This is a genomic window from Paenibacillus hunanensis (assembly GCF_014645615.1).
GTDB classification, from domain to species: domain Bacteria; phylum Bacillota; class Bacilli; order Paenibacillales; family Paenibacillaceae; genus Saccharibacillus; species Saccharibacillus hunanensis.
In genome coordinates this window covers 262,050-288,058 of the sequence record NZ_BMMB01000006.1, presented here as the reverse complement: position 1 = coordinate 288,058, position 26,009 = coordinate 262,050, and the positions used below count along the sequence as shown (strand labels likewise).

The window sequence follows — 26,009 nt, the reverse complement described above, 5'->3', positions numbered from 1 at the left end:
TCGCTACCTGTTCTTTACCTGCTATCCAGATGTGCACGACTGACTTCACAGCATCATTGACGGTTGATAATGCTCCAGAGTAAGGCTTGATTTATTATCAGTGTACATGAGTTTGGATTCATTTTACAGTTTATTCCCATAGCTCGTATTGAGAGGTATGGAAGTCTATACTCTGCACGATCATGTCCAACAATTTATTAAAATTTATCCCAAGTCCGTTGTGCAATAAAGAGGAACAGTCTATCATTATGTAAAAATGCAGGATGGCACGAAGGAAAGGAGCGACGTTGATGTCGACATATACAGAACAGCCAGACGGTATTTTTAAAACGGTCTGCTCGCTGGATTGCCCGGATCAGTGTGGTCTGCTGGTTCATAAGGAGCAAGGTAAAATTGTAAAAATCGCTGGTGACCCGGAGCATCCGGTCACACGTGGCAATATATGCAATAAGGTTCGCCATATGGCTGAACGCATTTATGATGAGAAAAGATTAACCCATCCACTCAAGCGTGTTGGCCCTAAAGGCAGTCGCCAGTTCGAGCAGATTAGCTGGGATGAAGCGATCGAAACGATCACAAGCCGCTGGAAAGCGCTCATTGCCGAGCATGGACCGGAAAGTATACTGCCGTATAGCTTCTACGGTAATATGGGCAATATTAACGCAGAGGGCATGGATCGCCGTTTCTTTCATCGTATGGGCTCCAGCCAGCTTGAACGTACGATCTGTACGGCAGCAGGTGGTGCTGGCTTTAAGCATACGGTTGGCGGTAGTATTGGTGCTGATCCAGAGGATACGGTGCATACGAAGCTGTTTATTTTCTGGGGAATTAATGCAGTAAGTACGAATATGCACCAGATTACGCTTGCCCAGCAGGCTCGCAAGCAAGGTGCGAAAATCATCGTGATCGACGCTCATAAAAATCAGACGGGACGTCTTGCTGACTGGTTTATTCCAGTGCTACCAGGCACAGATACCGCACTGGCACTCGGATTAATGCATATTTTATTTGCAGAGAATCGGGTAGATGAGAACTTTTTACAGCAGCATACGCTCGGTCATGAAGAGCTGCGCCAGCATGTAAAAGCCTATGACCCGGCTACCGTAGCTGCGATTACAGGCGTGCCGGTAGATGATCTGTACAAGCTCGCGCGTATGTATCATGAAACGACACCTGCACTTATTCGCATCGGTAATGGTCTCCAGCATCATGATAATGGCGGTATGAACACGCGTGCGATCACCTGTCTGTCGGTGTTAACCGGACAATGGCTCGTTGCTGGCGGAGGCGCGATTCGCTCTAACTCTGCGTATCTGTCCTTTAACAGCGAAGCTTTGCAGCGTCCTGATCTGCTTGTTAAACGTAATACTCGCTCATTCAATATGAATCAGCTTGGACGTATACTGGCGATGAAGGAGCAGCCTGTTCATTCGCTATATGTGTACAGCAGCAATCCAGCAGTCGTAGCGCCAAAGGCAGGTCAAGTACGTGAAGGGTTAGCTCGTGAAGATCTATTTACCGTTGTGCATGATCTGTTCCTGACCGAAACAGCTGCATACGCAGACATCATATTGCCCGCTACATCGGCATTCGAGAATCATGATTTCTATACCTCCTACTGGCATCTGTACATGCAGATTGCAGAGCCTGTTATTGAGACGTACGGAGAAAGCAAGTCGAATACCGAGGTATTCCGCCTGCTCGCTGCTGCCATGGGCTATGAGGAGCAAGCTCTACAGGATAGTGATGAACAATTGATTCGACAGGCACTCGATCATCCAGCCAACCCAGGCTTGCAAAATATTAGCTACGAAGGCTTGTTAGAGCACAAATATATCAAAGCACATCGTCCGTACATCTATCCAGATCGTCTGGATACGCCAAGCGGCAAGGTCGAGCTGTATTCCAGCACACTGGAACAAATGGGGCTACCCCCGCTGCCAACATATGTACCGCTCAAAGAGCAGGATGATGACGGCTATTTATACATTCCTGGCCCAGCTCATAACTATCTGAATTCCACCTTCTCTAATAATGCCAAGCATGCCGGTATGGAAAAGGCACCCCGTCTGTATATGAACACCGTCGATGCAGAGCGCCATGGAATTGTAGATGGAGACTGGGTCATCATTTCCAATCATAACGGCTCCTGCGAGCTCATGGCAGCGGTTGGAGAAACCGTGTTGCCAGGCGTGGTTGTTAGTCAGGGGCTATGGGCAGATACAAGTGATTATCAGCCTACCCATCTGGTCAATGCGCTCACTCCAGATCGCCTGTCCGATATGGGTGGCGGTGCAACTTTCTTTTCCAGTCGCGTGCAGGTACAGAAGCGTCATGATGTAGTGGCAGACACTGCAATCGAAGCCTCTACGGCGTTGTAAACTATGCTGGAGATCGATGCAGGCAATTGATAAGGAAATAGCGCCGATTGAAAATGGGAGCATTCCATCGCTTATGTCACGGTACAATCTATAGCTTTATTATGATCAGCATTCATTTTATCTATCCACTTATCTATCGATCAATATAAAACAAAAAGCAGGCATCTTTCTTAACTCATAGAAAGGTGCCTGCTTTTGTAATTATTTACGCTACAACTATAGTCGTTCATGCTGCAAACAAACGCACTACATTTTAAACTCAGTTCTCCCCTACATCATACCGCCTTCAAATCGGTGGATAAGCAGACTCGATTACGCCCATGCTCCTTTGCATAATAGAGCGCCTTATCCGCCTCATGAAACATCTGATGCGGTACATGCTGCGGATATAAGCTAACGCCGATCGACACGGTTAAATGAATCTGATGCCCACCATCCAGCCGGAATACATGCTGATCAATTCGTTCACGTACCTGCTCAGCCATCTGAAGCGCATCATACTGTGTACTCAGATTCAAAATAGCTGCAAATTCCTCGCCGCCCTTACGTGCACAATACCCGTGCTGTCGCACCGTATCGTTAAGCAATTGTGCAACCTGAACCAGTACAATATCTCCATTCAAATGCCCATACTGATCATTCACATGCTTAAAATGATCAATGTCTACAACGAGCAACGCAAATGATTCTTCCCGTTCCTCTGCCTGCGCCGTTGTCAGCATAAACATTCGATCAAACGCACGTGGATTATACAGCTTTGTTAAAAAATCATGATTCGCTGCATCACGCATCACGACCAGATTATCATCCGCTCTCCGCAAATACCAGAGAATATAATACGCAAACATCCCTGCCATCATGAAAAACAAGCCAAATAGCGCATGTAGTGTATACGCTCGTAACAGCGCTCCAACAATCGTTATCGCGATCAGATACATCAATAATGCTCCAACCAGTGCGCGCACCCATACCCATAACGAGACGCGCTTCCCATAACGCATCATTGTGGCAGCAAGTATATACGTAAACATAATATTCGCCAGACCAATCCACGAGCTAAATTCAAATGATCCGATAAATAGCCGATACACACCCATAATCGCTGCTGCAATCAAGCCTGCCCAGCCTCCTCCATAATAAACGGAGAACAATATCGCCAGCTGTCTAAAATCAACAATGAGCGAGTTACCACCGCTATGGATATTGATCGAAAAATAAGTCATCATCGCGACTCCGATCAATCCGCTAAATAAACCTCCAGTCAGAGGCGTTGCCCATTTTGTTTTACCAAACTTCCGATCCACCAGCTTTAGAATCAAATTACCAAAAAACAAAGCTGTGGTGAGGAAGGTTAAGTTATTAAATAACGTTTGAATAATCGTATGCATGCATGTCCATCCTATTCGTTATAGTAGAATGCAATTTCTGAGCGATCCCAAATTGCAGATGAATGACAGTGTATCTTGATGGTAATTTAAATTTATCATCTAAATATAAAGTATGTATACTCCACTATATCGGTTGATCTATTTCAAATTAAAGATTGACGTATGAAAAAGTCTGGCTTTGAGCTGGAAGGTATACTTGATTCATACGATATAGCGGTATAGGATGTACGGTGACTGGTTATATGCCTGTACAGATTTAAGCAGCGGATTGAGTTTGATGATGATAATGTTATGCGGCGTCAAAAGCAGGATAGCTACAGGCGTCGGGTGGAAGTCCATCCACTCCAGCCCGGCAACATGCCAAAGACCTCCGGTTAAGCCGGGATACTTTGAACAGGTAAAAGAAGGCGTATCCCGGCTTAAAGGTCGGTCTTGAGGCATCGTTCCCGGTCTTGCGTTCTGTGCTTGCTTCTATAAGCTCGCTCTCACAATAAAAACAGCTTATTTCACTGCTACAAAAAACAGGCGTGCAGCTTCCTCTCCCGGCTCATTCCATGTAAAATCAGCATAGCACTTCACATCCCGAAAGCCTGCCTTGTACAGCTCGGTACTCAGCCACTCCTGTTCGTACGAGCGCTGCACATGAACCTCTTCAAATCGCTCATACATCGAGTTTTGCGCGTCCTCTACACGAGCGAAAATCGTCAGATGGTGCTCAATTTCGGTGCGAACCGCATCATATTCACAGGTCCACAAATACGATACCGAGCGATCATCCAGCATGAAGGGCTGCTCCTCGTCATAACGGCGAAGCGTATTCGGATGGTGCACATCAAAAATAAACGTACCGCCCGGCTTTAATCCGCGATGGGTGGCCTGAAATGTACGGATGACATCCTCCGGCTCGGTAAGATAATTTACGCAATCGCAGAAGGAGATCACGCTATCGACCTGCTCAGGTAGCTCCCAATCGGTCATATTTTGACAGATCCATTGTACCTGTCCGTCCTGAAATAATCGATGCCCCTGTGGAGTCGATTCCATTTTATCGCGTGCAATGGATAGCATATCGGAGGATAGATCGATGCCGCTTATACGGAAGCCTGCATTCACCAGCGGAATGGTAATGCTACCTGTTCCGCAGCCTAGCTCAGCAACCTGACGCGGCATACCATACTTGTCCCATACCTCTCGTACAAAGCGTAGCCAATCTGGATACGGCATATCATCCATTAATTCATCGTATACATAAGCAAACTTGCGATATGACACTGCTTCAACCGTCCTTCCCTAGTGCCGTTATGGCGCTGTCGATATTCAATCCACTCAGCATATAAAAACAGAAAGGCAGGAACGCAACCTAAGCCGTTCTTGCCTTTCCGTTTAACTTCAATCTATGATTTGAATCTATTCAATACGATGACATACTCTGAATAATCAGGCTTGTTCGTCTGTATTCGTTTCGTCCGTTTGTGGCTTGATGTCCGATGCCGTAGCATTGGCGTGTGTTGCAAGGCGTGTCCAGTTTTGATCCTGTACGACTACGCCTTCCTTCATCAGCTTACCAAGCGCACGCTTGAACGCCGCTTTACTGATTCCGAAGCGCTGCTTGATCACATCCGGTTGGGTACGATCCGAATAAGGCATTGCTTTATCTTCACGCTCGTTGATAAATGCGAGCAGACGCTCCGCATCCTGATCACGACCGACCTCTTTACGTTGCAGCATCGACAGATTCACACGTCCGTCCTCACGTACCTGAGTAACACGTACGCTGACCTTTTCACCAAGACGCAGCATACGGCTACGCTCATTCTGATGAATCAGACCGATCGCGCCGAATCCAAGCACGCCGCCTTCGATCAGGACAAAGCTACCCATTTGCAGCGGCTTGTACACAAGCGCATCGACCCATTCGTTCATCCAGCTGGACGGCGCGTGGAATACATGCTCAGCCAGTTCTTCTTCGCCTGCCAGCTTTGCAAGTAGACGACCCTGACGATCATGTTGCAGGACAACATATACATCATCACCGATTTGCGGACGTAGCTCTGGCTTTTCAGGTAACTCGCTCATCGGCAACAATAGCTGGCGACCGAGACCCATTTCCAGAAAAGCACCCAGACGCGGATGCAGATCAGCAATTTTCAGTTTAGCCAGCTCACCCAGTGTGAGCAAAGGCTTTTTCATCGTTGCGGCAAGGCGGTCTTCCGTATCGTGGAAAATAAATGCTTCCACCGTTTCGCCAACCTTGATCTTACCAACGATCTCACTATAGTGCATCAGCACTTCCTGTTCTCCATCCGTCAGGAAGAAGCCATACGGCGATACCTCGCGTCCGATCTTCAGCGGGATAATCGTACCTGCTTCAAAACTCATACGTTTTCCACCACTTTAGCATCAGACCAGAGACGTTCAATATTGTAATATTCGCGCTCATCGCGGTGGAAAATGTGTACAACGACATCTCCAAGGTCGATCAGCACCCAGCGTGCAGCGTTCATGCCTTCCAGACCACGGATGTGGACGTTGGATTCGTGAGCGCGCTTGCGTACCTCACTAGCGATCGATTGTACCTGTGTATCGGAATTACCATGGCAGATCACAAAATAATCTGCTACGAGTGAAAGTCCTTTCAGATCGAGTACAACGAGATCGTGTGCTTTTATACTTTCAGCTGCGTCTACAGCCATTTGCATGACTTGTTCCGGGTTTAATGACATTTAGAGTTCCCCCTCTAATTCAAGTTGTTTGACCAGATCATTTCTGGATAATACGGTTAACGGGTAAATGATCTGTCGGCGAGCGACAAGCAGATTGATCGTCGAGTCAAAGCCCGCGACCAGTGCCGCTTCTACACTCGTCTCCGCCAGGCGACGAATATGATCAACACCAGGGAAATCACGTCCTGGTTCAATATAGTCCGCCAGACAAATAATTTTCTCCAGCAGGGTCATGCCGACTCTGCCGGATGTATGGTAACGAATTGCATTCAGTATTTCCTCGTCCTCGATGCCATATTCGGCTTCTGCCACATACGCACCGATCTCGGCATGCCAGAGTGGCTTGTCATAGAGCAGCAGTTCATCATTCAGCCCTTTATCACGCAGCAGCTGCTCCTGACGCTCACTTGGCCAGTACTTGGCTACATCGTGCAGGATCGCCGCTAGCTCTGCTTTGACCGGATCTGCTCCATAACGCTTCGCCAGCAGCACCGCCGATTGCATTACACCCTCGGTATGGCGCCAGCGCTTCTCCGGCATTTGGGCGGATACCGATTGAATCAGTTCATCGCGTGTCAGCTTCATAGATTCCGCTCCCCTTAATATATTCATACACATGATCATGAACCATATAACGGATCGTTTGACCGTTTTGCAATCGTTCACGAATATCGGTGGATGAGATATCAACCTGAGGCATATTGACGAGCTCTACACGCGGCTGTAAATAGGCAGGCATTTTCGACTTGTCAATAACCGAGCCAGGTCGCCCTACGCCTACAAAAGTTAAACGCTGTGCTAGCTCCTCAATCCCATGCCATTCAGTCAGCGAGTTCACCATATCAGCGCCGATAATGAAAAAGAATTCATGCTCTCCATATCGCTCCTGTAATGCACGGATCGTTTCAATGGTGTAGGATACGCCGCCACGCTCCAGCTCGATATCCAGCGTACGAAACGCAGGATTCGTGCCGATGGCGCGTGCTACCATTTCCAGACGCTGTTCACCGGAAGCACCAGCAGCGTGCTTATGCGGAGGAATGTGAGATGGCATAAACCATACTTCATCCAGCTTACATCCTTCCAGCGCAGCCTCCGCTGCCAGCATATGACCGATATGCACCGGATCAAAGGTGCCTCCCATAATACCGACTTTCATGAATCCACCACCGCATCATTTGTAATCATATTGCCACAGGCTAAGGCGATTCATCTGTTGGCCTCAGCCTGTGGCATCCGTTGTAAAGCTAGCCAGTACGCTTACGCGCGTGGTAGCTCGATTTGTTTGTGATCCTTCGATTCCTTATACAGTACGATTGTACGTCCGATAACCTGTACCAGCTCTGCACCAGCGCCTTCTGCTAGCTCCTGTGCCAGTTCCTTCGGCTCTTCCAGACAGTTGTTCAGTACCGAGATTTTCATCAGCTCGCGCGTCTCGATCGCATCCACCACATGGCGAATAATGCCTTCGTTCATGCCACCTTTACCGATTTGGAAAATCGGGTCCAGATGGTGTGCCTGACTACGCAGGTAACGTTTTTGTTTTCCAGTTAACATAGGTATCCCCTTACTATTCGTAATTAATGTTATTCATGATTGAATGCTTCCAGCACCGCGCTGTGCATCAATGATACCGGAGCATCGATTCCAGTCCAATATTCAAAAGCGTACGCGCCCTGATAGACGAACATACCCAGACCGCCCACAACCTTACAGCCACGTGCTTTCGCGTCGCGAAGCAGGCGCGTCTCCAGTGGATTATAGATCAGATCACTGACGATAATACCCTCGGGAATGAGCGAAGCTTCCACAGGCGTCGCTTCCATATCCGGGTGCATTCCGACAGAGGTCGTATTAATGAGTATATCGGTTTCAGCCAGGCAGGCTTGAAGCTCATCGAACGTAGCCGACTTCATCGCTGTCTGTCCATTTTGTAAAATGTTCAGTAGCTCGTCTGCCTTACTCACCGTCCGATTCAAAACCGTTACCGACGCGATCCCTTCTTTGAGCAGCGCATAAATGATCCCGCGTGCTGCGCCGCCAGCACCCAGTACGGTAACCCGCTTGCCAGATAGCTCGCCTGCTTCTTCCTTCAGTGAGCGCACATAGCCGATTCCATCGGTATTGTAGCCCTTTGTACGTCCATCGCGGATTACGACCGTGTTCACAGCACCACATTGCACAGCGGATTCATCCAGCTCATCCAGCAGCTCCATAATCGCCACCTTATGTGGAATCGTTACATTAAAGCCGCTAAAGCCAAGTGCACGCGCACCGGTAACTGCCTCAGCAAGATGCTCTGGCTTCACATGCAGTGGTACATACATACCTGGCAATGCAGCAGCTTCCAGAGCAATATTATGCATCGCAGGTGATTTGGAATGGGCAATCGGATCGCCCATAACGCCCAGCAGCAACGGGGCATGAATATGCGGATGATTCGTCATCATCATCGCCTCCTGATCTGTAATAACGATACAGGACTGCTGTATCGGAAAGGAGTAACGGGATGTCGATCATTATCATCACTACAACGATGATCGCATCCCGATATTTTGATTAGATCAGCGATGGACGCAGCATCACCTTAACACCTTTAGGCAGGTGGACAGCGACAAGCGCACCCTGATCACTATTGACCTTAATCCAGCCCAGACCCGAGATGAACACATCCAGCGACTTACCCTTAGGCACGCGCAGCTCATGACGTGTCCATGCTGGCAATTCAGCCAGATTCTCCTTCGTTGGTGGAGCAAGCATTTCGCCGCCATGCTGTTCGAACAATTCATCTGCACGATCCAGCTTTGTACGGTGAATATTCAAGCGATTGTTAATATAGCAAGTGAACGACTGGCGTTCGCCTTCAATAAAATCAAATCGTGCCATCGCTCCGAAAAAGAGCGTCTGACCCGCATTCAGTTGATATACAGCTGGCTTGAGTGGCTTGTCTGGCATCAATGCAGCCAGATCCTGCTTGTTCACCAGCTCGGTATAACGAGATTCATACACGATTCCCGGTGTATCGATAATCGAGTGACCGTCATCCAGCGGAATGCTAACCGTATCCAGCGTTGTACCTGGATAACGAGAAACCGTCAGTTCTTCCTCCAGATCGCTATAATCCGTAATCAGACGATTAATCAGTGTCGACTTGCCGACATTGGTTGCACCGACCACGTACACGTCACGTTTACCACGCATGAAGCCGACTACCTCTAGCAAACGGTCAAAACCTTGATTTTGCTTGGCACTACATAGAATAATATCTTCTACCTTCAGCCCAAGCTCCTTCGCTTCCTTTTGTACCCAGTTGCGAATTTTGTTCCAGTTGGTTACCTTCGGCAGCAGATCGGTTTTGTTGACTGCAAGAATAACCGGGTTGTTACCAACAAAACGTTGCAGTCCCGAGATCACACTACCGTGAAAATCGAACAGGTCGACAATATGGATCACCAGCGCATCCTTGTCTCCCACCTGACTCAGCAGGCGTAGGAATTCGCTCTGGTCAACCGTTACTGTCGACGATTCGTTGTAATTCCGTATACGGAAGCAGCGCTGGCAAAGCAGTGGTGTACGCTCCAGCGCCTGCGCCGGAATATAGCCCGGCAGATCTGTTGATTCAGTTTGCAGCACGATACCACAGCCGCTGCATTTGGTTCCAGCGGTCAAGCCGCTTTGTTCAGTCATTTATTGCGTTCCTCCTCGGCCCATAGGCCCTTTTTACGAAGTCTTAGCCTTGCCAGCCGTTCCACCTGACGGTTAAATCGGGTCCGCCAGCCTTCATCATCCAGCGCAATCGGAAGCACAAGCACCGTGAACAGGCCGAGACGGTTGCCACCGTATACATCGGTCAGCAACTGATCGCCCACAACGATCGTCTGATCATCACGACAGTTCATCAGCTTCATCGCCTTACGAAATGGCGCATTGGAAGGCTTGCGTGCAGCATGCACAAACTTGATATCCAGCGGAGTCGCAAACAGGGATACCCTGTTCATATTATTATTGGAAACGATAATCAGCTCGAAGCCATACTTCTTGACTTTGGCGAACCATTCGATTAATTCCGGTGTAGCATCCGGCGCCTTCGCGCCTACCAGTGTGTTATCCAGATCGGTAATAATCCCTCTGTACCCTTCTGCATACAGCTTTTCCAGGTCGATATCGTAGACCGTGTTTACACGCAATTTCGGAATGAGCATTTCAAACAAGCTATATTCACCTCGATTTCATACGACAAACTATACCATAAATTTAACCACTCTGACAAAAAGAAACGCCGCAAAAGCGGCGCTATTTACGAGCTTATGAAGCTTTATTTGCAAACGATTAAAGCTTTATTTTTCCAGTCTGTGCATACCTGAATCATTATACTACTTTGTGGACGTGTTGCGCCACAATTTTCGTAAATCCTGCACATACTGCTTCATCGTTACATATTCTTCCTCGGTCACTACGTTCGGGCTATACTTCGCTCGTTCGAACAATTGCAGTAACGGCCCGAGTGCAGGTCGTAGCTCTGGCTTGAGCTCCTGCCAGCGATCGACCGATTCTCGTAGCGTCTCATGTGACTCCCGATTCAAGCCGTGTCGCTTCATCCATGCCAGCCAGCGCTTGGCTTCGACCATCATTTTCTGCTGAGGCGTATGGGCTTCACCGTAACGCATCCGCACATAAGCCGCATGCAGCTTACGACGATAACGGAACGCGATAAAAACAACCCATGCGGCTACGAGCAAGCTTGCTGTCCAGATCACAGCAGGTGGTGCGCCGTTCTCTGTTGCTTGTACAGGCGTTTCAGCCTGCTCCTGCTCTGGCTCTTGCTGTTGCTCCTCAGGCTGAGGTGTTTGCTCAGTCTGCGCTGGAGCTTGAACGGCTTCCGTCAGCAGCGGCATGTCAAAGCCCGGTGTCGCTTCAATCGGAATCCAGCCATAGCCTGCAAAATAAATCTCTGCCCATGAGTGCGCATCTGCATTCGTTACCATATACTCTGTCGCACCTTCTGGGAAATAATCACTTGTCACATAGCCATTTGCCTGTCCAGGCGCATAGCCCTTAACCCAGCGTGCCGGAATATCCAGCGAGCGCGCCATCATAACCATCGCCGTAGAATAGTAATCACAATAGCCTTCTTTGATCTCAAACAAGAAGCTATCGACAAAGTCGCTACTCTTTTTACGCGACAGATCTGGATTATTCGTATACGTATAATTATTTTTTAAATACGATTGCAGCAGCTCGATCTTGCGATACGGTGTCGTCGCCGAAGCGGTCACCTCGCGCGCCAGATTTTTCACGCGCTGCGGAAAGTCTGTCGGCATTTGCAAATAAGGCTCAAGCGACTTGCCATCATATAGCTCACTGTAGGTCTTCTTCTCCAGCTCGGCAACCGGAACGACCGGTACGCTGGAGATCAGCGAGTACGATTCTGGGAAATTGTGATTTTGCCGCGTCTGACTCCAGTGAACCTCACCGGAATTACTGCGCCAATCGAGCTGATCTGTATCATTCTTTCCATTTACACTTTCGATGCGTGAGATCGTATATGCACCGAAGAGTACGGGATAATTCGTTCCTTTATCACTCAGCATCTTCACCTGCTGTTTGACCGTACGCGTTTCGATCGTCGATGGCTCTTCATCCATCGACAGCTTCTCATCCGCCTGAATCGGCTCCAGATCACGCCAGCTACTGCTAGAGCGATCAATCCAGCCTTTACCGGAGTAAGCGAGCCTCGTTTCACCGCGCCAGTAACTACGGCTCGTCGTGCTAACCGACATTACCGGCGTATAGTCAAAGTTAAAGCCGCCGCCCAGATTGGAATCCTCGCGACTATAACCGGAGGATGCGCCCTGACCATCCATTCCATTCGATCCATTCACGGTAATGACCGATTCACCATGCCAGTTTTTCCAGGCGGTATACGGGTCCTTTAACGTGGGCTGCACCTCTGGCATATTGATCCCTGCCAGTAAAATGATCGAGAAAATCACTGCGATATTGAACATGATTTTGAGCGGATAACGGCGTAGATGCTTCCACCCTCGCGGGAATCGCTCCTGAAAATAACGAAAGTGATTGCTGACCAGCCAGCCCATACCTGCAAAAACAACCCATGCAACCTCTTCCCACAGTGCTGTTTTTGTGAAGGAATCCAGAATCGCCAGCGCCACAATATTCGTACCGACAAACATAATAATCGCTCGTCGTGACGTACCGATTCGCGCAGACACTTCCAGCAGCATCCATGCGGCAACGATAAACCAGATGTACGTGCGCAGTGTACTAATGAACTCCTCCATATTGTCGGATAGCGACTGGAACAGACTCCATGTGAACAAACCATGCGTGTGCATCGCGTAATAGACGACCGCAATGACGGCTACCAGCTTAATGAGTAGCCTGTACCATGCGTTAAAAGGCAAAATGATATCGATCACGGCTACAGCGATCATCGTGCCGAGTACAAACATCGTCGTTTCGCTGTACCATATCCCATCTGCATATTGAATCCATTGATAGGCGATAATTAAAACCCATAGCAGACATAATGAGTAATACCAGGAGCCGCAAATTTCGCTCCACCATTTCTTCATTGGGCTCTCCCCCCTAATACAGTCGGCAGCTGATCAAGCTGACTGAGCGGATAACAGACCGCACCCCGTGCACTGGAATCGAGCGTCCAATGCTGGGAAAGATGCTCCTGCTGCTGATCTTCAATCAACAGCTGAACCGGCAGCATCTGCCGCATCCGTGCAAACTGGAATACTTCCCATGCCTTTTCTCCGCTCAGCGGGCTGATCAGCACAAACAGCGAGCCTGAAGGGAAACTACGTGCCCCTTGCTCCAAGCCTTTTAACAGTCCATCCTGTCCATCTGCCATAATGTCGACCAGATGAAGCTGCATACGATGCCATTCGCTAGACAGATCAGACGGTACAAAAGCTTCCGTACGCGCCCCAATCGTGAATAGTCCCATGCCCATTCGCTCACGAATACCGTACTCCAGCATCGAGGCTGTGACCGACACGGCTAGCTCAAAATGCTCCATTGATTCGTAATGGGCAGCCGTAGCATCAAGTACAAGAATCGTTTTCGGCAGGGATTCGTGCTCGAATTCCTTCGACTTCCATACACCGGTACGGGCGGTTGCATTCCAGTGAATCCGTGAGATGCGATCACCGTACACATAGTCACGCACACCGTTAATCTGATTCGTTTCTGGACGCGACAGCATCTGAGATGTCTGCTGACCGCCGAGTCTGGAATGACGCGAGCCCATTTCCCAGTACGGAATAAATATCGTACGCGGTAGCACCATGAATTCACCGGGTGCACTGAATGTACCGCGATTTTCTAGCAGTCCAAAAATATCCTCACTAATACATTCTGTACTATAGAAGCGATACCGTCCGCGCTCCAGCGGTGGAGTCTGGAATAACAGCTCTCCACGTCCGCGCATGCTCGGCATTAAACTTTCTTCAAAAGACCATGATTCGCCGTTATGTCGCTTCAGCGTCTCCCGTACAATCACATACGGCAGTGGCAAAAAGCCTGGAATCGTGACATTTAGCTTCACCTGCACCTGATCACCAGCATGAATCGCGCTGCCCTCATCGCCTTCAATAGACAGCTTCCGGCTTCCACGAGCACGTCCAACGCCGCGGAAGCCACCGATGATCAAGTAAATTGCCAGAAGCGTAACCATGGAAAACAGCATGACCGATGTTTTCCCACCCTGAAACAGTACATAGAACAGGCAACCTAACCAGACGATGAGCACGAGCCACAGCTTGGAGGGCTGACGCTGCAACTTCATATTCAGCCGCAAGTACGAAAATAAGGCTCTCATAATGTTATTGTCCTATGGATACCGGCGCGGTAACCTGCTCCAAAATCTGCTGCATGATTCGCTCTGCACTCATGCGCTCCATACGTGCTTCTGGACGTGCCAGTATGCGGTGCGCAATCGTATACGGCGCTAGACGCTTCACATCATCCGGCAACACATAATCACGCTCATGAATGAGCGCGTATGCCTTCACCGCCATCATAAATGACAGCGTAGCACGCGGACTTGCTCCGAGCAGCACCGAGCGATGATCGCGTGTAGCGCGAATAATACTGACCAGATAATCGCTAACCGATTCATCCATATGCACGGAGCGAATCTCCTGCTGAATATCAGCGATGCTTTGCATATCAGTCACCGGGGTTAAGCGTTCTACCGGTTGTCCAGTCGTTCCCTGCTGACGTAGCAGATTCTTCTCCGTCTGCTCGTCTGGATAGCCGATCGTAATCTTCATCATAAAACGATCCAGCTGCGCTTCTGGCAGCATATAGGTGCCTTCAAAATCAATCGGGTTCTGTGTAGCACACAGCATAAATGGATGGGGCAGTGGATGTGTCTCGCCATCGACCGTCACATTGCGCTCCTCCATCACTTCCAGCAATGCCGATTGCGTCTTGGTCGTAGCACGGTTGATCTCGTCTGCAAGCAAGATATTCGTCATTACTGGCCCTGGACGGAAATAAAATTGCTCATCCTTCGGATGAAAGATCGATACACCTGTAATATCACTTGGCAGCAAATCGGGATTACATTGAATCCGGCGATATTGACCGCTCATTGATTTGGCAAGTGCTTTGATCATTTGTGTTTTACCGGTTCCGGGCACATCCTCGATCAGGACATGACCACCCGCGAGCAACGCGGTGAGCAGCAGCTCGATCTCAAAGGATTTTCCAAGAATGCAGGATTCCAGATTGGATCGGATATCTGCGATAATTTGCATGGATTCTTTACGTACTGGCATATATAAAAAACCTCCTACCTCGGGTTCGTCTTTCCATTGTCGTTATGGCCGCTCGTGCGGCTTGCGGTTCGCTACCATCTGGAGGTTCCGCTTGCAAAGCGTGTGCTGATTTTAACACAGGATACGAAGGATTGCTCCCTTTTGGATCATTCGCTAGCGCATCCTTTGCCTGCTTTGATGTCCTGTCTCACGCTAATTCTTATAGAGCACTGTGCAGCTATACGACGCTGCTTCTATAAAGTCTAGCCGTGGCAGCCGCTTCTGTTATTGTACATGAACCGTACAACAGAGTCACTTTTACATGAAACAGGCACAGTTACATAATAAGCTATGATTTATCGTAGGATGATTGGGCACTCTTTGATCTGAACAGTGGTCAAATAGTGGACTTTTGCGAGCAGTCGGGGCATACTATGATAAGTTATTTTACGATAAAGGAGCATGCTTTCTTATGAATGAACAAACTCTTGAGCTATTTAAGCAATTAACCGAATTTCCTGCTGTATCTGGCTTTGAGCGCGAGCTTCGCGAGCTGGTCAAAGAGAAAATGTCGGCGTATACGAGCGAGTTTGTACAGGATCGGCTCGGAAGCCTGTTTGGTGTGATTCGTGGTGATGAGGCAGGTCCGAAAATCATGGTTGCCGGACACTTTGATGAAGTTGGCTTTATGGTGTCAGGCATTACGGATCAGGGGCTTGTACGCTTTCAGCCACTCGGTGGCTGGTCTAACCAGGTTGTGCTGGCACAGAGGCTCCATATTGTTACCGATCAAGGAACAATTACAGGGGTAGTCGGCTCAACGCCTGTTCATTTGCTGAGTCAGGAAGAACGCAGCAAAGCAGTCGATATTCGTAACATGTACATCGATATCGGTGCTGATGATCGTGCTGAAGCAGAAGCGATGGGCATTCGTACAGGTCTTCAAATCGTACCGGTGTGCGAATTCACACCGATGGCGAATCCGAAAAAGATTATGGCCAAAGCCTGGGACAATCGCTATGGTGTTGGTCTTGCCATAGAGCTGCTGGAGGCACTGCACAAGCAGCCACTGGGAGGCACCGTCTATTCTGGCGCTACCGTTCAGGAGGAACTGGGCTTGCGTGGAGCACGTACAGCAACACAGCTCATTCAGCCAGATATCTTCTTCGGTCTGGATTGTAGTGCAGCTAACGACATGACAGGTGATCGTAATGCATTCGGTCACATCGGTAAAGGAGCACTATTGCGTATCTATGATCCAACAATGTTCACTCATCGCGGCATGGTTGAATACATTCAGGATACCGCCAGCACCAACAAGATTCCGGTACAATATTACATTTCTCAAGGCGGTACAGATGCCGGCGCCGTACACCTGAGTGGAATCGGAATTCCTTCCAGTGTTATCGGCATTTGCGGCAGATACATCCATACCTCCTCTTCGATCATTCATACGGACGATTATGATGCAGCTAAGGAGCTGCTGATCAAGCTCGTCAAGGGCATGAATGCTTCGACGTATCGCACGCTGATCGAGCGTGCCTGAGTAGCACGACCTGCGGCCTATATCGTTCTCTGTATAGTATACAGCGAGCGGTAAGGTCGCTTTTTTTTTATATCCCTCGCTAGCCCAGCTACCAGCATACCCTAATTCATTCCGCTACAAAATGTTACTGATGAGCAGTGTGTTATTAATGTATAACCCGTCAGTTGCCTGCTTCAATCCCGTCATACCGGGGCAAACCGAACATTTTTTTAAAAAATTGTAACCTTTTCTCCATACCTTGCTCGTCTGGTAGCTCTGCTACAGTACAGAGTGGTTCATTTTATCATAACCGATACACAATATCATCTTTACTAATGAATAATATATCGTTCCTGCATGTATCCATAGCCTCACTACATCAACGATTGTAGCAATAGGAAGTACGGGCTATAACATTACCTATTTTTACATTAATTAACTCTAATATTGATATTGCAAATAAGAATTTTTGGCGATTACATCCTGCTTGTGGCTGTACTATACTGAATCATGTCCCCAGAGAAAATAATTCATTAACACTTATGACCAGCAAGCACTGCTCCTTATCTTACCTCCATTATTCCTTCAATCCATGATCTTTCTACTCGGGTGCAGCCACCTCCGCGAGTCGTTATTCATTAACAGCTTGCTCTTGCTTTCTCCGCGTTATTTTCATTTTGCAGCCCTGTCAGTCTTCAGTCTCGCGCTGCCCGTATCCTTTGTGAACGGGCAGTCGTAACTTTTATATACCAGCAGAAGCTCTACTTTCTCCTGCATCATCGATACCATCTATATCTTTATACTCATATATCCGCTATTTGTTCCTCTCTCCTCGATTTTCCTTCTATTCCAGCTAATTATGACTCGTCATTTAGCCGTTCCAGGATTCATTCTTTATACTTTCTTAACTTTTTGTATGAAATCGTGCGAAAATCGTCGTTTTTTGTTTTTAATTACCCATTTTTATCTATAAATATTAATAATTTCATCAAACTATCCGACAAAATAACTAGCACATAAAGACTACTCATTTCAATAGTAAACGGAGATGCATCGAACTAACCCATACAGTGTGTAAGAAATGACCATTAGAAAGGGAGTATTTATAATGTTCGTAAAAAAATCAGTCATGGCGCTTGCCGTGGCAAGCTTGCTCGTGACCGGAGGCATATGGTCACCTGCTCCTGCAAAGGCAGATAAGCTTGCCGATGGCAGTGTCGTAACTACACTTAGCAGCGGTCCTACTACCAATACAGGACTCAACCTGTATGTTGACGGTTCTGTTGCCACGGGCGGCGATGGTTCCAAAGATGCACCTTACAAAACAATGACTCAGGTACGTGATGCCATTCGCGCTAAAAATGGAGCCTTACCAACAGGCGGAATTACCGTCTGGGTCAAAGCAGGAACGTACAAGTTCCCTTATACTTTTGAGCTGAATGCTTCTGATTCTGGTTCTGCCGGCAAAACGATCGTCTACCGTACGTATCCAGGGGAAAAGGTTATTCTCTCCAACGGTGTCAGTGTTGACCCGTCCCTGTGGCAGCCGCTAAGCGCGGACGCTCAAAAACGTGTAAATCCTAAAGTCAGTGCTTCCAATCTGGTAGAGCTGGATGCTAAAGCACTCGGCTTGAGCAATATTAACGAGTATCCAGGTGGTACTTCCTTTTCAGATAAATGGGGGATTATCGATCTGATCGTCGATCACGAGCGTCAGCCGGTGTCTCAATGGCCGAATGCAGATGAAACAGCTGGTAATAACCGTACAGGCTGGACAACTGCCAACGGCTCGGCGGATGCAAGTTCCTTCTATTATGGTACAGGCGGCATACCCGCTGATGGTGATACAGCAGATGCACTGAATGCAGACGGTACGAATCGTGCTCAGCGCTGGCAGAAAAGCATCGCTGACGGCCATGATCTGTATTTACAAGGTTTCTGGAGAACCGCCTGGGCACCTGTCATGAGCAAGGTGCAGAGTATCAATACAGGTAGTAACAGCATTACGTTGCTTGATATGCCTTCCGGCGGCATGGGTGACAAGTTCAGCAAGCAGATCATCGGCTCCAATCCGGTTTATCGCGTCGGTAGTGGTAAAGAAGAATGGCGCGCACTGAATATGCTGGACGAGATCGATCAGCCTGGCGAATGGGCACTTGATTTTAAGGACGGTAAAATCTATTACTACCCTAAAAGTGGAAATGGCATGATGGATAAGGATGTCGAGATTGCTGACAAAACAAGTGCTGTTGTGAAATTGACGAACGCTTCGTATATCTCGTTCTTCGGCTTCCAGGTGGAAGACAGTATGGGTAACGGGATCGACATGCAAAATAGTCACCATATTACGATTGCTGGCAATACCGTACTCAATGTAGGAAACGGCGGTATTATCGACACAGGTGGCTACTCTAATATGATCAAAAGTAATGATATTTACGATACAGGCGGCTTCGGTATTAGTATTGGTAATCAAGGCGACCGCGATACACTGACCAGTGCCAATACACGTATTACGAATAACCATATTCATAATATTGGCGAGCATGCCCATCTGGCAGGAATCGTTATTCGTGATTCGGTTGGCGTATGGGTCGATCACAACCTCATTCATGACGTACCGCGCGATGCTATTCGTTATGAACGCAATAACAATCTAACATTTGAATTTAACGAGGTACACAATACCGCCCTGGAAGAAACCGATACCGGTGCCTTCTATACCGCACAGGACTGGTCTTCCTATGGTAATGATCTACGCTACAACTTCATTCACCACAACCGTCGCTCCAATGGCTTCTATGCTGATGGCAGTGATGCAGGCGATAACTACTACAACAATATTATTCAAGGTTCTGATCGTGCCTTACAGCTCAATGGACACCATAATATCGCTAAAAATAACGTCGTTGTCGCTTCCAACAGCGTACGGATCGAAAACCGTAGTGACACGAAGGATCAATCGCTCGCTGTTTCCAAAAGCTACGGCGTAGATAGCACCTTTGCCGATACACTTCGCTCCAAAAATCTAACGTCTGGCGCATGGCTTGCTTATGCAGCCACGCTGAAAGCGAAATATGGCTACACCGATAATCTGTGGTCGGATATTCTTGATCCGAACTGGCGCCCTGAATATTCTAACGGCTCTGCGATTATGAACAATGCACTCGTTCAGGTAGGCACTATTATCAAGCCTAAATACGGTAACTATACCGTTAGCAATAATACGGTGCTGGATAGTGTGACAGCAGCTAGCTTCTACAACTACAACAAAATGGATATGCGTACAAACAACGCTCAGATTCTTGCTAGCTTTCCGAATCTGAATAGTATCTTCCCACAAATCGGTCTACAGCAGGATGCTTATCGTATTCGTGTCGTCACTCGTGCTGAAACTGGCGGCTTGACTAACCACTAATCCATGCTGTAGCAGTTGCACCCTCTGCGTTGATTTCAGGCACTTTGGTTTTTGACACCTTGATTTCAGATACCTTGATTTGGGATGATAATGACCATGAATTGCTATCTTCGCATAATAGCCACAACGCAATGAAGAACACCCACCCTTTTCTCCTTTTCACCCCGATTGACGCATCTTTACAGCACTATTCAGGCAATCTCTGCCGGATAGTGCTGTTTTTTTGCTTACCCTTTCTATTCTTTTTCATTTCCATAAAATTGACACTTCTACTTCGTCCTTCCTATACTGGATGTACACAACGATGTAGGGAGGTCAGGCATTAGAGGTGAAAAATATTCGCTATATCCTACTGGCAGCCGGTCTGGTTCTGTTGCTGACATTTCCACTCTGGCGTTTTGGATGGTCGGATAGTCGACTCGGCTCACTCGATAGCGGCCCTGATCCGCAAACGCCAGTCAATGTATACGTGGATGGTGCCGCTACTGCAAATGGGCAAAATGGCAGCAAGCAGCACCCGTTTACGACGATTGAAGCAGCACGTGATTATATTCGTGAGCTACAGCGTCCTCTGCCTCAGGGTGGGATTACGGTCTGGGTCAAAGGTGGCGAATACACTCTTGCCTCTACGCTGGAATGGACAGCAGCAGATTCCGGCACAGCCAGCTCACCCATCATCTATCGCTCGTTTTCAGGTGAAAAGGTCAGTCTGACCAACGGAAAAACGGTCAATCCAGCCGATTGGCAGCCACTCGATGCACAGGCACGCAGTCGTGTGAATCCCGCGATTAAGCCGGATCAGCTTGTAGAGCTGGATGTGCGCAAGCTCGGCTTCCGCAATATTAACGGCTTTACTGGCGGTGATTCGTTTACCGAGCAGTGGGGCATTTTACAGCTGATTGTGAATGATACGATGCAGCCGATCTCGCAATGGCCGAATCGCGATGATGCGAGCCAGGGTACACGACCCGGCTGGGCGGTCGCATCCGGCATTTTGAATGCACGCTCCTTCTTCTATGATCCGAAGCAAAGCCAAAACACAGGTGCTGCCAGCCGAATGATGCGCTGGGAACAGGCGATCAAAAGCGGGCATGATGTGTATTTGCAGGGCTTCTGGCGTACTGTATGGAGTCCGGTGACGATTCGTATTCAGCAGATTCAAGCCGCCTCGCGCTCGATCGAGCTATCCAAAACACCAAAAGGCGGGATCGGATCCAAATTCAGTGCCTTTGCTGAAGATGCGACGAACCATAATCCGTATCGTGTTGGAGATGGTAGTGAAGAATGGAGACTATTGAATCTACTGGAGGAGATTGATCAGCCGGGGGAATGGGCGCTCGACTTCAAGGATGGCAAGCTGTATTACTACCCTTCTCGCCCATTAAATCAGTCGCAAACCGTGATCGCTGACAATACCGATCCAATCGTGCGAATTAACGGTGCCTCTTACATGAAGCTGATTGGCTTTGAATTTAAAAATGGGATGGGCAATGGCATCACCATGCAAAACACCAATCATATTACACTTGCTGGATTGACGATACGTAATGTGAGTAATGGCGGCATTACCGATATCGGTGGCTCGCAAAATATGATTCAAAGTAATGATATTTATGATACCGGTAGCTTTGGCATCAGTGTAAGTAATGCGGGCAATCGCGCGAAGCTGGAATCATCCAACACCCGGATTACGAATAATCATATCTATAATACAGGCATCCTTATCCATCTGGAGCCGTTGATCATTCGCGAATCGGTTGGCATGCGAATCGATCATAATCTGCTGCATGATGTACCAAAGGATGCGATTCGATATACATTTAGCAATAAGCTGCTGTTTGAATACAATGAAGTGCATAATACCGGGCTGGTCGAAGGGGATACCGGAGCCTTTTATACTGCACAGGATTGGGGCTCATATGGCAATGTACTGCGCTACAATCTGATTCACCACAATCAGCGCTCAAACGGCTTTTACGCCGATGGCGGTAGTAGCGGCAATACGTATCAGAACAATATTATTCAGGATACGAAGCGCGCTTTTATTATCGAAAATGGGCATCATAATGTGGCCACAGGCAATCTGCTCATTAATATCGGTACGATGGAAATTAACGATCGCTCCAGCTCGCTGAACTACGGGCTAAACAGCGAATACGCCAAGCGTCTACGCGCTCTGAACCCGATGTCCGGTGCATGGAAAACGTATGGAGAACAGCTTGCCAAGCAATATGGCTTAACCGGCAATCTATGGAGTCATGTGCTAAGTGCTGGCTGGAAGCCACAATACCCTAACGGCAGCAAGCTTAATAATAATGTGATTATCGGACAAGCGACGATCGCTCTACCGAAAAAGGGCGACACGTCTGCTACAGGCAATACGACGATCAAAACGATCCAGGCAGCAGGCTTTTACAATTACAGCAATCTGGATCTGCGTACCAATAATAATGCGATTCTGAAGAAGTTCCCTTCACTCAATCGCGTTATTACTGAAATCGGTCTGTATAAAGACCCGTATCGTGTACAGCCACTCAAGCGCAATGAATATGATGCACTTCGCAATCATGCAAGTACGAGCAATTAAAGGTCTGTTAGACGATGTATATCTTTAATGTGGCAAAAAAGGGCTATCTGCTGCTACCTGCAATGTATATCTTTTGCAGGAGCGAGATAGCCCTTTTTTCACCCAAACTTGACAAACTTTTGCAGGCTATGCTGAAATAGTTACAAAAAAGCAACCAATGAATGAATATTATGAAACATATTTTACAATTATTATTTAATTAAGTTTACTTTTGCTAATTTTTTCAAAATAATTTATGATACGGCATATACTCCTTACCGATGAGTCGGTAAAGCGTATTAAAGGAGCGGTTAGCCTGACAGTGGCTTCAAACAACTGCTTGCTAGATAACTTTGTGAAGGAGGTGAGTTAACGTTTCGCCATATCATGGCATGAGCTTGTAAAATGACCGGTTGAACACATCCCGGGCAACTTGCATGTACAGAGAATGGAGGGAAATCATACGTATGAATAAGCTGCAAAAAATGATATCACTGACTACGATCGTAGCACTTGGCACGACACTGATTCAGCCTGCCCCTTATGCGGCTGCCGATCAGGTGAACAACCGTGAAGTGGTCACACTGGATAGCGGAGCCACCGTCAAGACCGGGCTGAATCTGTATGTGGATGCTTCGGCTAGCGATAGTAGTGGTGATGGCAGCAAAAGCAAGCCCTTCGCTACACTAACCGCTGCGCGTGATGCGATTCGTGCGCTACATGATGACTTACCTGCTGGTGGTGTAACGGTATGGGTAAAGGGCGGCGAATATGAGCTGTCTAACTTCGAGCTAACTGCACAGGATTCAGGCGCAGCAGATAAACCGATCATCTATCGTTCGTATTCAGGCGAGCAGGTGACACTGACCAATGGCGTGCATATTAATACATCGGATTGGAAACCGCTGAGTAAGGATGCCGCTGCCCGCGTTCATCCTGATGTGAAGGCGAGTGATCTATACGAGCTGGATGTGCAAAAGCTGGGCTTGCAGCATATTCATCATTTTGCAGGAGGTACATCCTTCACCGAGCAATGGGGCATTATTGATCTGATCGCAGACGGTGTACGTCAGCCGATCTCGCAATGGCCCAATCCAGACGAGTCTGTGAACAAGCACCGTAAAGGCTGGACGACAGCGAATGGCTCTGCCGATGCCAAGTCCTTTTATTACGGCGAAGGTGGGATTCCGGAAAATGGAGATACGACCGATACGCTTGATCTGGATGGTACCAATCGCGCTGAACGCTGGAAAAAGTCCCTGGAATCAGGGCACCCTCTATACCTGAAAGGCTTCTGGCGCACGGTATGGAGTCCGATCACAAGTTCAGTTCAGGATGTGGATACCAAGCATCATGTGATCACACTCAAGGACATTCCTGATGGCGGTATGGGCTCGAAATGGAGTAAAGCGGTCGAGGATTATCGCTCCAGCACGAGCGCAGCCAAGTCAGGACAAACGGATCAATCGTTAACTGCGCAGACGACACCTGCTTCTGAGGACGATGCACTGCATGATAACGATACATCCAGTAAATCCTATCTTGTGTATAAGGATGGCGGTGCTGCACAGACGATGACGCTCAAGGAAGAACAGAGCGATGATTCCCTGCTGGAAACGAAGCCTTCCTCCCCTGAAAAGGATGTCGAGGACAATACGCCCGTCAAATTAACCGATAAAGGCGCAGAGGTATCCAGTACCTCCTCTTCTAAAACCGAAGCTATGGAAGAGTCCAGCACCAATCCATCGGTTACGAAAGATGCATACGACTCCGTACAGGATGACGTGTACAGCTCTACCAGTTCCGTTAGTGAGGATGTGTACGATTCCGGTTATCTCGCTAAAATACGTGCACCGTATCGCATCGGTACAGGTACAGAGGAATGGCAGGCGCTCAATTATCTGGACGAGATCGATCAACCGGGCGAATGGGCCCTCGATTTTAAAGATAAAAAGCTGTACTACTATCCAAAGGGCAATCTCAAAGATTTGAACATGATTATCGCAGATAACGAAACTCCAGTCGTTTCCCTTAACAACGTATCGAATGTGCAGCTCCTTGGCTTTACGATCGAGGGCAGCATGGGTAACGGTATCGAGCTGAAGAACACCGACCATGTTACACTCGCCGGTAATACGCTGCGCAATCTGGGTAACGGCGGTGTACTCGATGTAGGCGGCAAAAATAATCTGTTCCAGAGCAATGATATTTACGAAACAGGCGGCTTTGGTATTAGTATGAATAGTGCAGGTGATCGTAAAAAGCTAACGCCAGCGAACAGCCGTGTGACCAACAACCATATTCATAATGTGGGTGAGCTTACGCATCTGGAGCCGATTCTGGTGCGTGACTCGGTAGGTATTCTTTTTGATCACAACCTGCTCCATGATGTGCCCAAGGATGCGGTACGCTATGTGTACAGCAATAATCTGACCTTTGAATATAATGAAGTGCATAATACTTCCTTGATCGAAGGTGATACCGGTGCATTCTATACCGCTCAGGACTGGGCATCGTATGGTAATGTGCTGCGTTATAACTTTATCCACCATAACAAGCGCTCCAACGGCTTCTATTCCGATGGTGCGGATAGTGGCGACAACTATCATTACAATATTATTCAAGGCTCCACCAAAGGAATTTTGCTAAATGGTCATGATAATATTGCGACCAACAATCTGGTGATCGATTCCAATATGATTCAGGTCGACCAGCGTGGAGATAGCAAAAGTCATGGTGTGAACAGTATTTTCGCAGATCAGCTACGCGAAATGAATCCAACGAGCAATCCGTGGGCAAATTACGGCAAAGTGCTACAGGATACGTATGGCTATGATCATGACCTGTGGGGTAGCATTCTGGACCCAAGCTGGCACCCTGAATATCCGAATGGTACGAAAATGACAGACAATATGCTGGTGAATACACCGGATGTCGTTGTACCTAAGGTTGGCGATGTGAAGGTAGCTAATAACGATTCGATTAATAGTGTTAGCGATGCAGACTTCTATGACTATAGCAAAATGGATCTGCGAACCGACAATGCCAAAATTTTGGCGAAGTTCCCTGATCTGAATGAAGTCTTCCCGAAAATTGGCTTACAAAAGGATGAATTCCGCACGCGGGTACTCACACGCGAAGAAACACGCGGTCTGTCCAATCATTAAGAGGACGATCGATGTAACAGCCTAGCATTAGGAACTTGCTTATATG

The 26,009-nt window shown here is 48.0% G+C and carries 18 protein-coding genes; 5 read left to right on the top strand and 13 right to left on the bottom strand.

Features of this window, described 5'->3' with window-relative positions:
* Window positions 1-290: 290 nt before the first annotated feature.
* The gene (locus IEX62_RS14840; RefSeq protein ID WP_188776314.1) at window positions 291-2,381 is read left to right on the top strand and encodes a molybdopterin-containing oxidoreductase family protein; all 2,091 of its coding nucleotides are present in this window, start codon (window positions 291-293) and stop codon (window positions 2,379-2,381) included.
* A 275-nt stretch (window positions 2,382-2,656) separates the two neighbouring features.
* Here the strand turns inward: IEX62_RS14840 and IEX62_RS14835 are convergent, their stop codons facing one another.
* The 13 genes from IEX62_RS14835 to IEX62_RS14775 form a co-directional block, all read right to left on the bottom strand.
* A complete protein-coding gene (locus tag IEX62_RS14835) occupies window positions 2,657-3,769 on the bottom strand; it encodes a GGDEF domain-containing protein (protein WP_188776313.1) in 1,113 nt (370 codons plus the stop codon).
* Window positions 3,770-4,270: 501 nt separating this feature from the next.
* Window positions 4,271-5,002, bottom strand: coding sequence for a class I SAM-dependent DNA methyltransferase (locus IEX62_RS14830; RefSeq protein WP_188776451.1), 732 nt, complete (start codon window positions 5,000-5,002; stop codon window positions 4,271-4,273).
* Window positions 5,003-5,206: 204 nt separating this feature from the next.
* Window positions 5,207-6,148 (bottom strand): CvfB family protein, encoded by a 942-nt coding sequence (locus IEX62_RS14825; RefSeq protein ID WP_188776312.1) that lies wholly within the window; start codon window positions 6,146-6,148, stop codon window positions 5,207-5,209.
* A complete protein-coding gene (rsfS, locus tag IEX62_RS14820) occupies window positions 6,145-6,492 on the bottom strand; it encodes a ribosome silencing factor (protein WP_188776311.1) in 348 nt (115 codons plus the stop codon). Before rsfS ends, IEX62_RS14825 begins: the two co-directional genes overlap by 4 nt.
* Window positions 6,493-7,077: a bis(5'-nucleosyl)-tetraphosphatase (symmetrical) YqeK gene (yqeK, locus tag IEX62_RS14815; protein WP_188776310.1), complete on the bottom strand. Its 585-nt coding sequence runs from the start codon at window positions 7,075-7,077 to the stop codon at window positions 6,493-6,495.
* Window positions 7,058-7,651, bottom strand: coding sequence for a nicotinate-nucleotide adenylyltransferase (nadD, locus tag IEX62_RS14810; protein ID WP_188776309.1), 594 nt, complete (start codon window positions 7,649-7,651; stop codon window positions 7,058-7,060). The genes yqeK and nadD overlap by 20 nt, the downstream gene beginning before the upstream one ends.
* Before the next feature lie 101 nt (window positions 7,652-7,752).
* Window positions 7,753-8,049, bottom strand: coding sequence for a ribosome assembly RNA-binding protein YhbY (gene yhbY, locus IEX62_RS14805; RefSeq protein WP_188776308.1), 297 nt, complete (start codon window positions 8,047-8,049; stop codon window positions 7,753-7,755).
* 29 nt (window positions 8,050-8,078) lie between these two features.
* Window positions 8,079-8,945 carry a shikimate dehydrogenase gene (gene aroE / locus IEX62_RS14800; RefSeq protein WP_188776307.1) on the bottom strand — a complete coding sequence of 289 codons (867 nt, stop codon included), beginning with the start codon at window positions 8,943-8,945 and terminating at the stop codon, window positions 8,079-8,081.
* A gap of 106 nt (window positions 8,946-9,051) precedes the next feature.
* Window positions 9,052-10,179, bottom strand: a complete 1,128-nt coding sequence (gene yqeH / locus IEX62_RS14795) for a ribosome biogenesis GTPase YqeH (protein WP_188776306.1) — start codon at window positions 10,177-10,179, stop codon at window positions 9,052-9,054.
* Entirely contained in the window at window positions 10,176-10,703 is a 528-nt protein-coding gene (locus IEX62_RS14790; RefSeq protein ID WP_188776305.1) for a YqeG family HAD IIIA-type phosphatase, read from the bottom strand. The genes yqeH and IEX62_RS14790 overlap by 4 nt, the downstream gene beginning before the upstream one ends.
* Window positions 10,704-10,865: 162 nt before the next feature.
* On the bottom strand, window positions 10,866-13,088 hold the full coding sequence (locus tag IEX62_RS14785) for a DUF4129 domain-containing transglutaminase family protein (protein WP_188776304.1): 2,223 nt from the start codon (window positions 13,086-13,088) through the stop codon (window positions 10,866-10,868).
* Entirely contained in the window at window positions 13,085-14,344 is a 1,260-nt protein-coding gene (locus IEX62_RS14780) for a DUF58 domain-containing protein (RefSeq protein WP_188776303.1), read from the bottom strand. The genes IEX62_RS14785 and IEX62_RS14780 overlap by 4 nt, the downstream gene beginning before the upstream one ends.
* Window positions 14,345-14,348: 4 nt before the next feature.
* Entirely contained in the window at window positions 14,349-15,308 is a 960-nt protein-coding gene (locus IEX62_RS14775; RefSeq protein ID WP_188776302.1) for an AAA family ATPase, read from the bottom strand.
* A gap of 451 nt (window positions 15,309-15,759) precedes the next feature.
* On the opposite strand from IEX62_RS14775, the gene IEX62_RS14770 reads away from it, so the two are divergent.
* From IEX62_RS14770 to IEX62_RS14755, 4 genes are all read left to right on the top strand, one after another.
* Window positions 15,760-16,833, top strand: coding sequence for a M42 family metallopeptidase (locus tag IEX62_RS14770; RefSeq protein ID WP_188776301.1), 1,074 nt, complete (start codon window positions 15,760-15,762; stop codon window positions 16,831-16,833).
* Window positions 16,834-17,920: 1,087 nt separating this feature from the next.
* Window positions 17,921-20,230 (top strand): right-handed parallel beta-helix repeat-containing protein, encoded by a 2,310-nt coding sequence (locus IEX62_RS14765; RefSeq protein WP_188776300.1) that lies wholly within the window; start codon window positions 17,921-17,923, stop codon window positions 20,228-20,230.
* 328 nt (window positions 20,231-20,558) lie between these two features.
* Entirely contained in the window at window positions 20,559-22,817 is a 2,259-nt protein-coding gene (locus IEX62_RS14760) for a right-handed parallel beta-helix repeat-containing protein (RefSeq protein WP_188776299.1), read from the top strand.
* A gap of 446 nt (window positions 22,818-23,263) precedes the next feature.
* Complete coding sequence (locus IEX62_RS14755; protein WP_188776298.1) at window positions 23,264-25,963, top strand: right-handed parallel beta-helix repeat-containing protein; 2,700 nt, start codon at window positions 23,264-23,266, stop codon at window positions 25,961-25,963.
* Window positions 25,964-26,009: the final 46 nt, after the last annotated feature.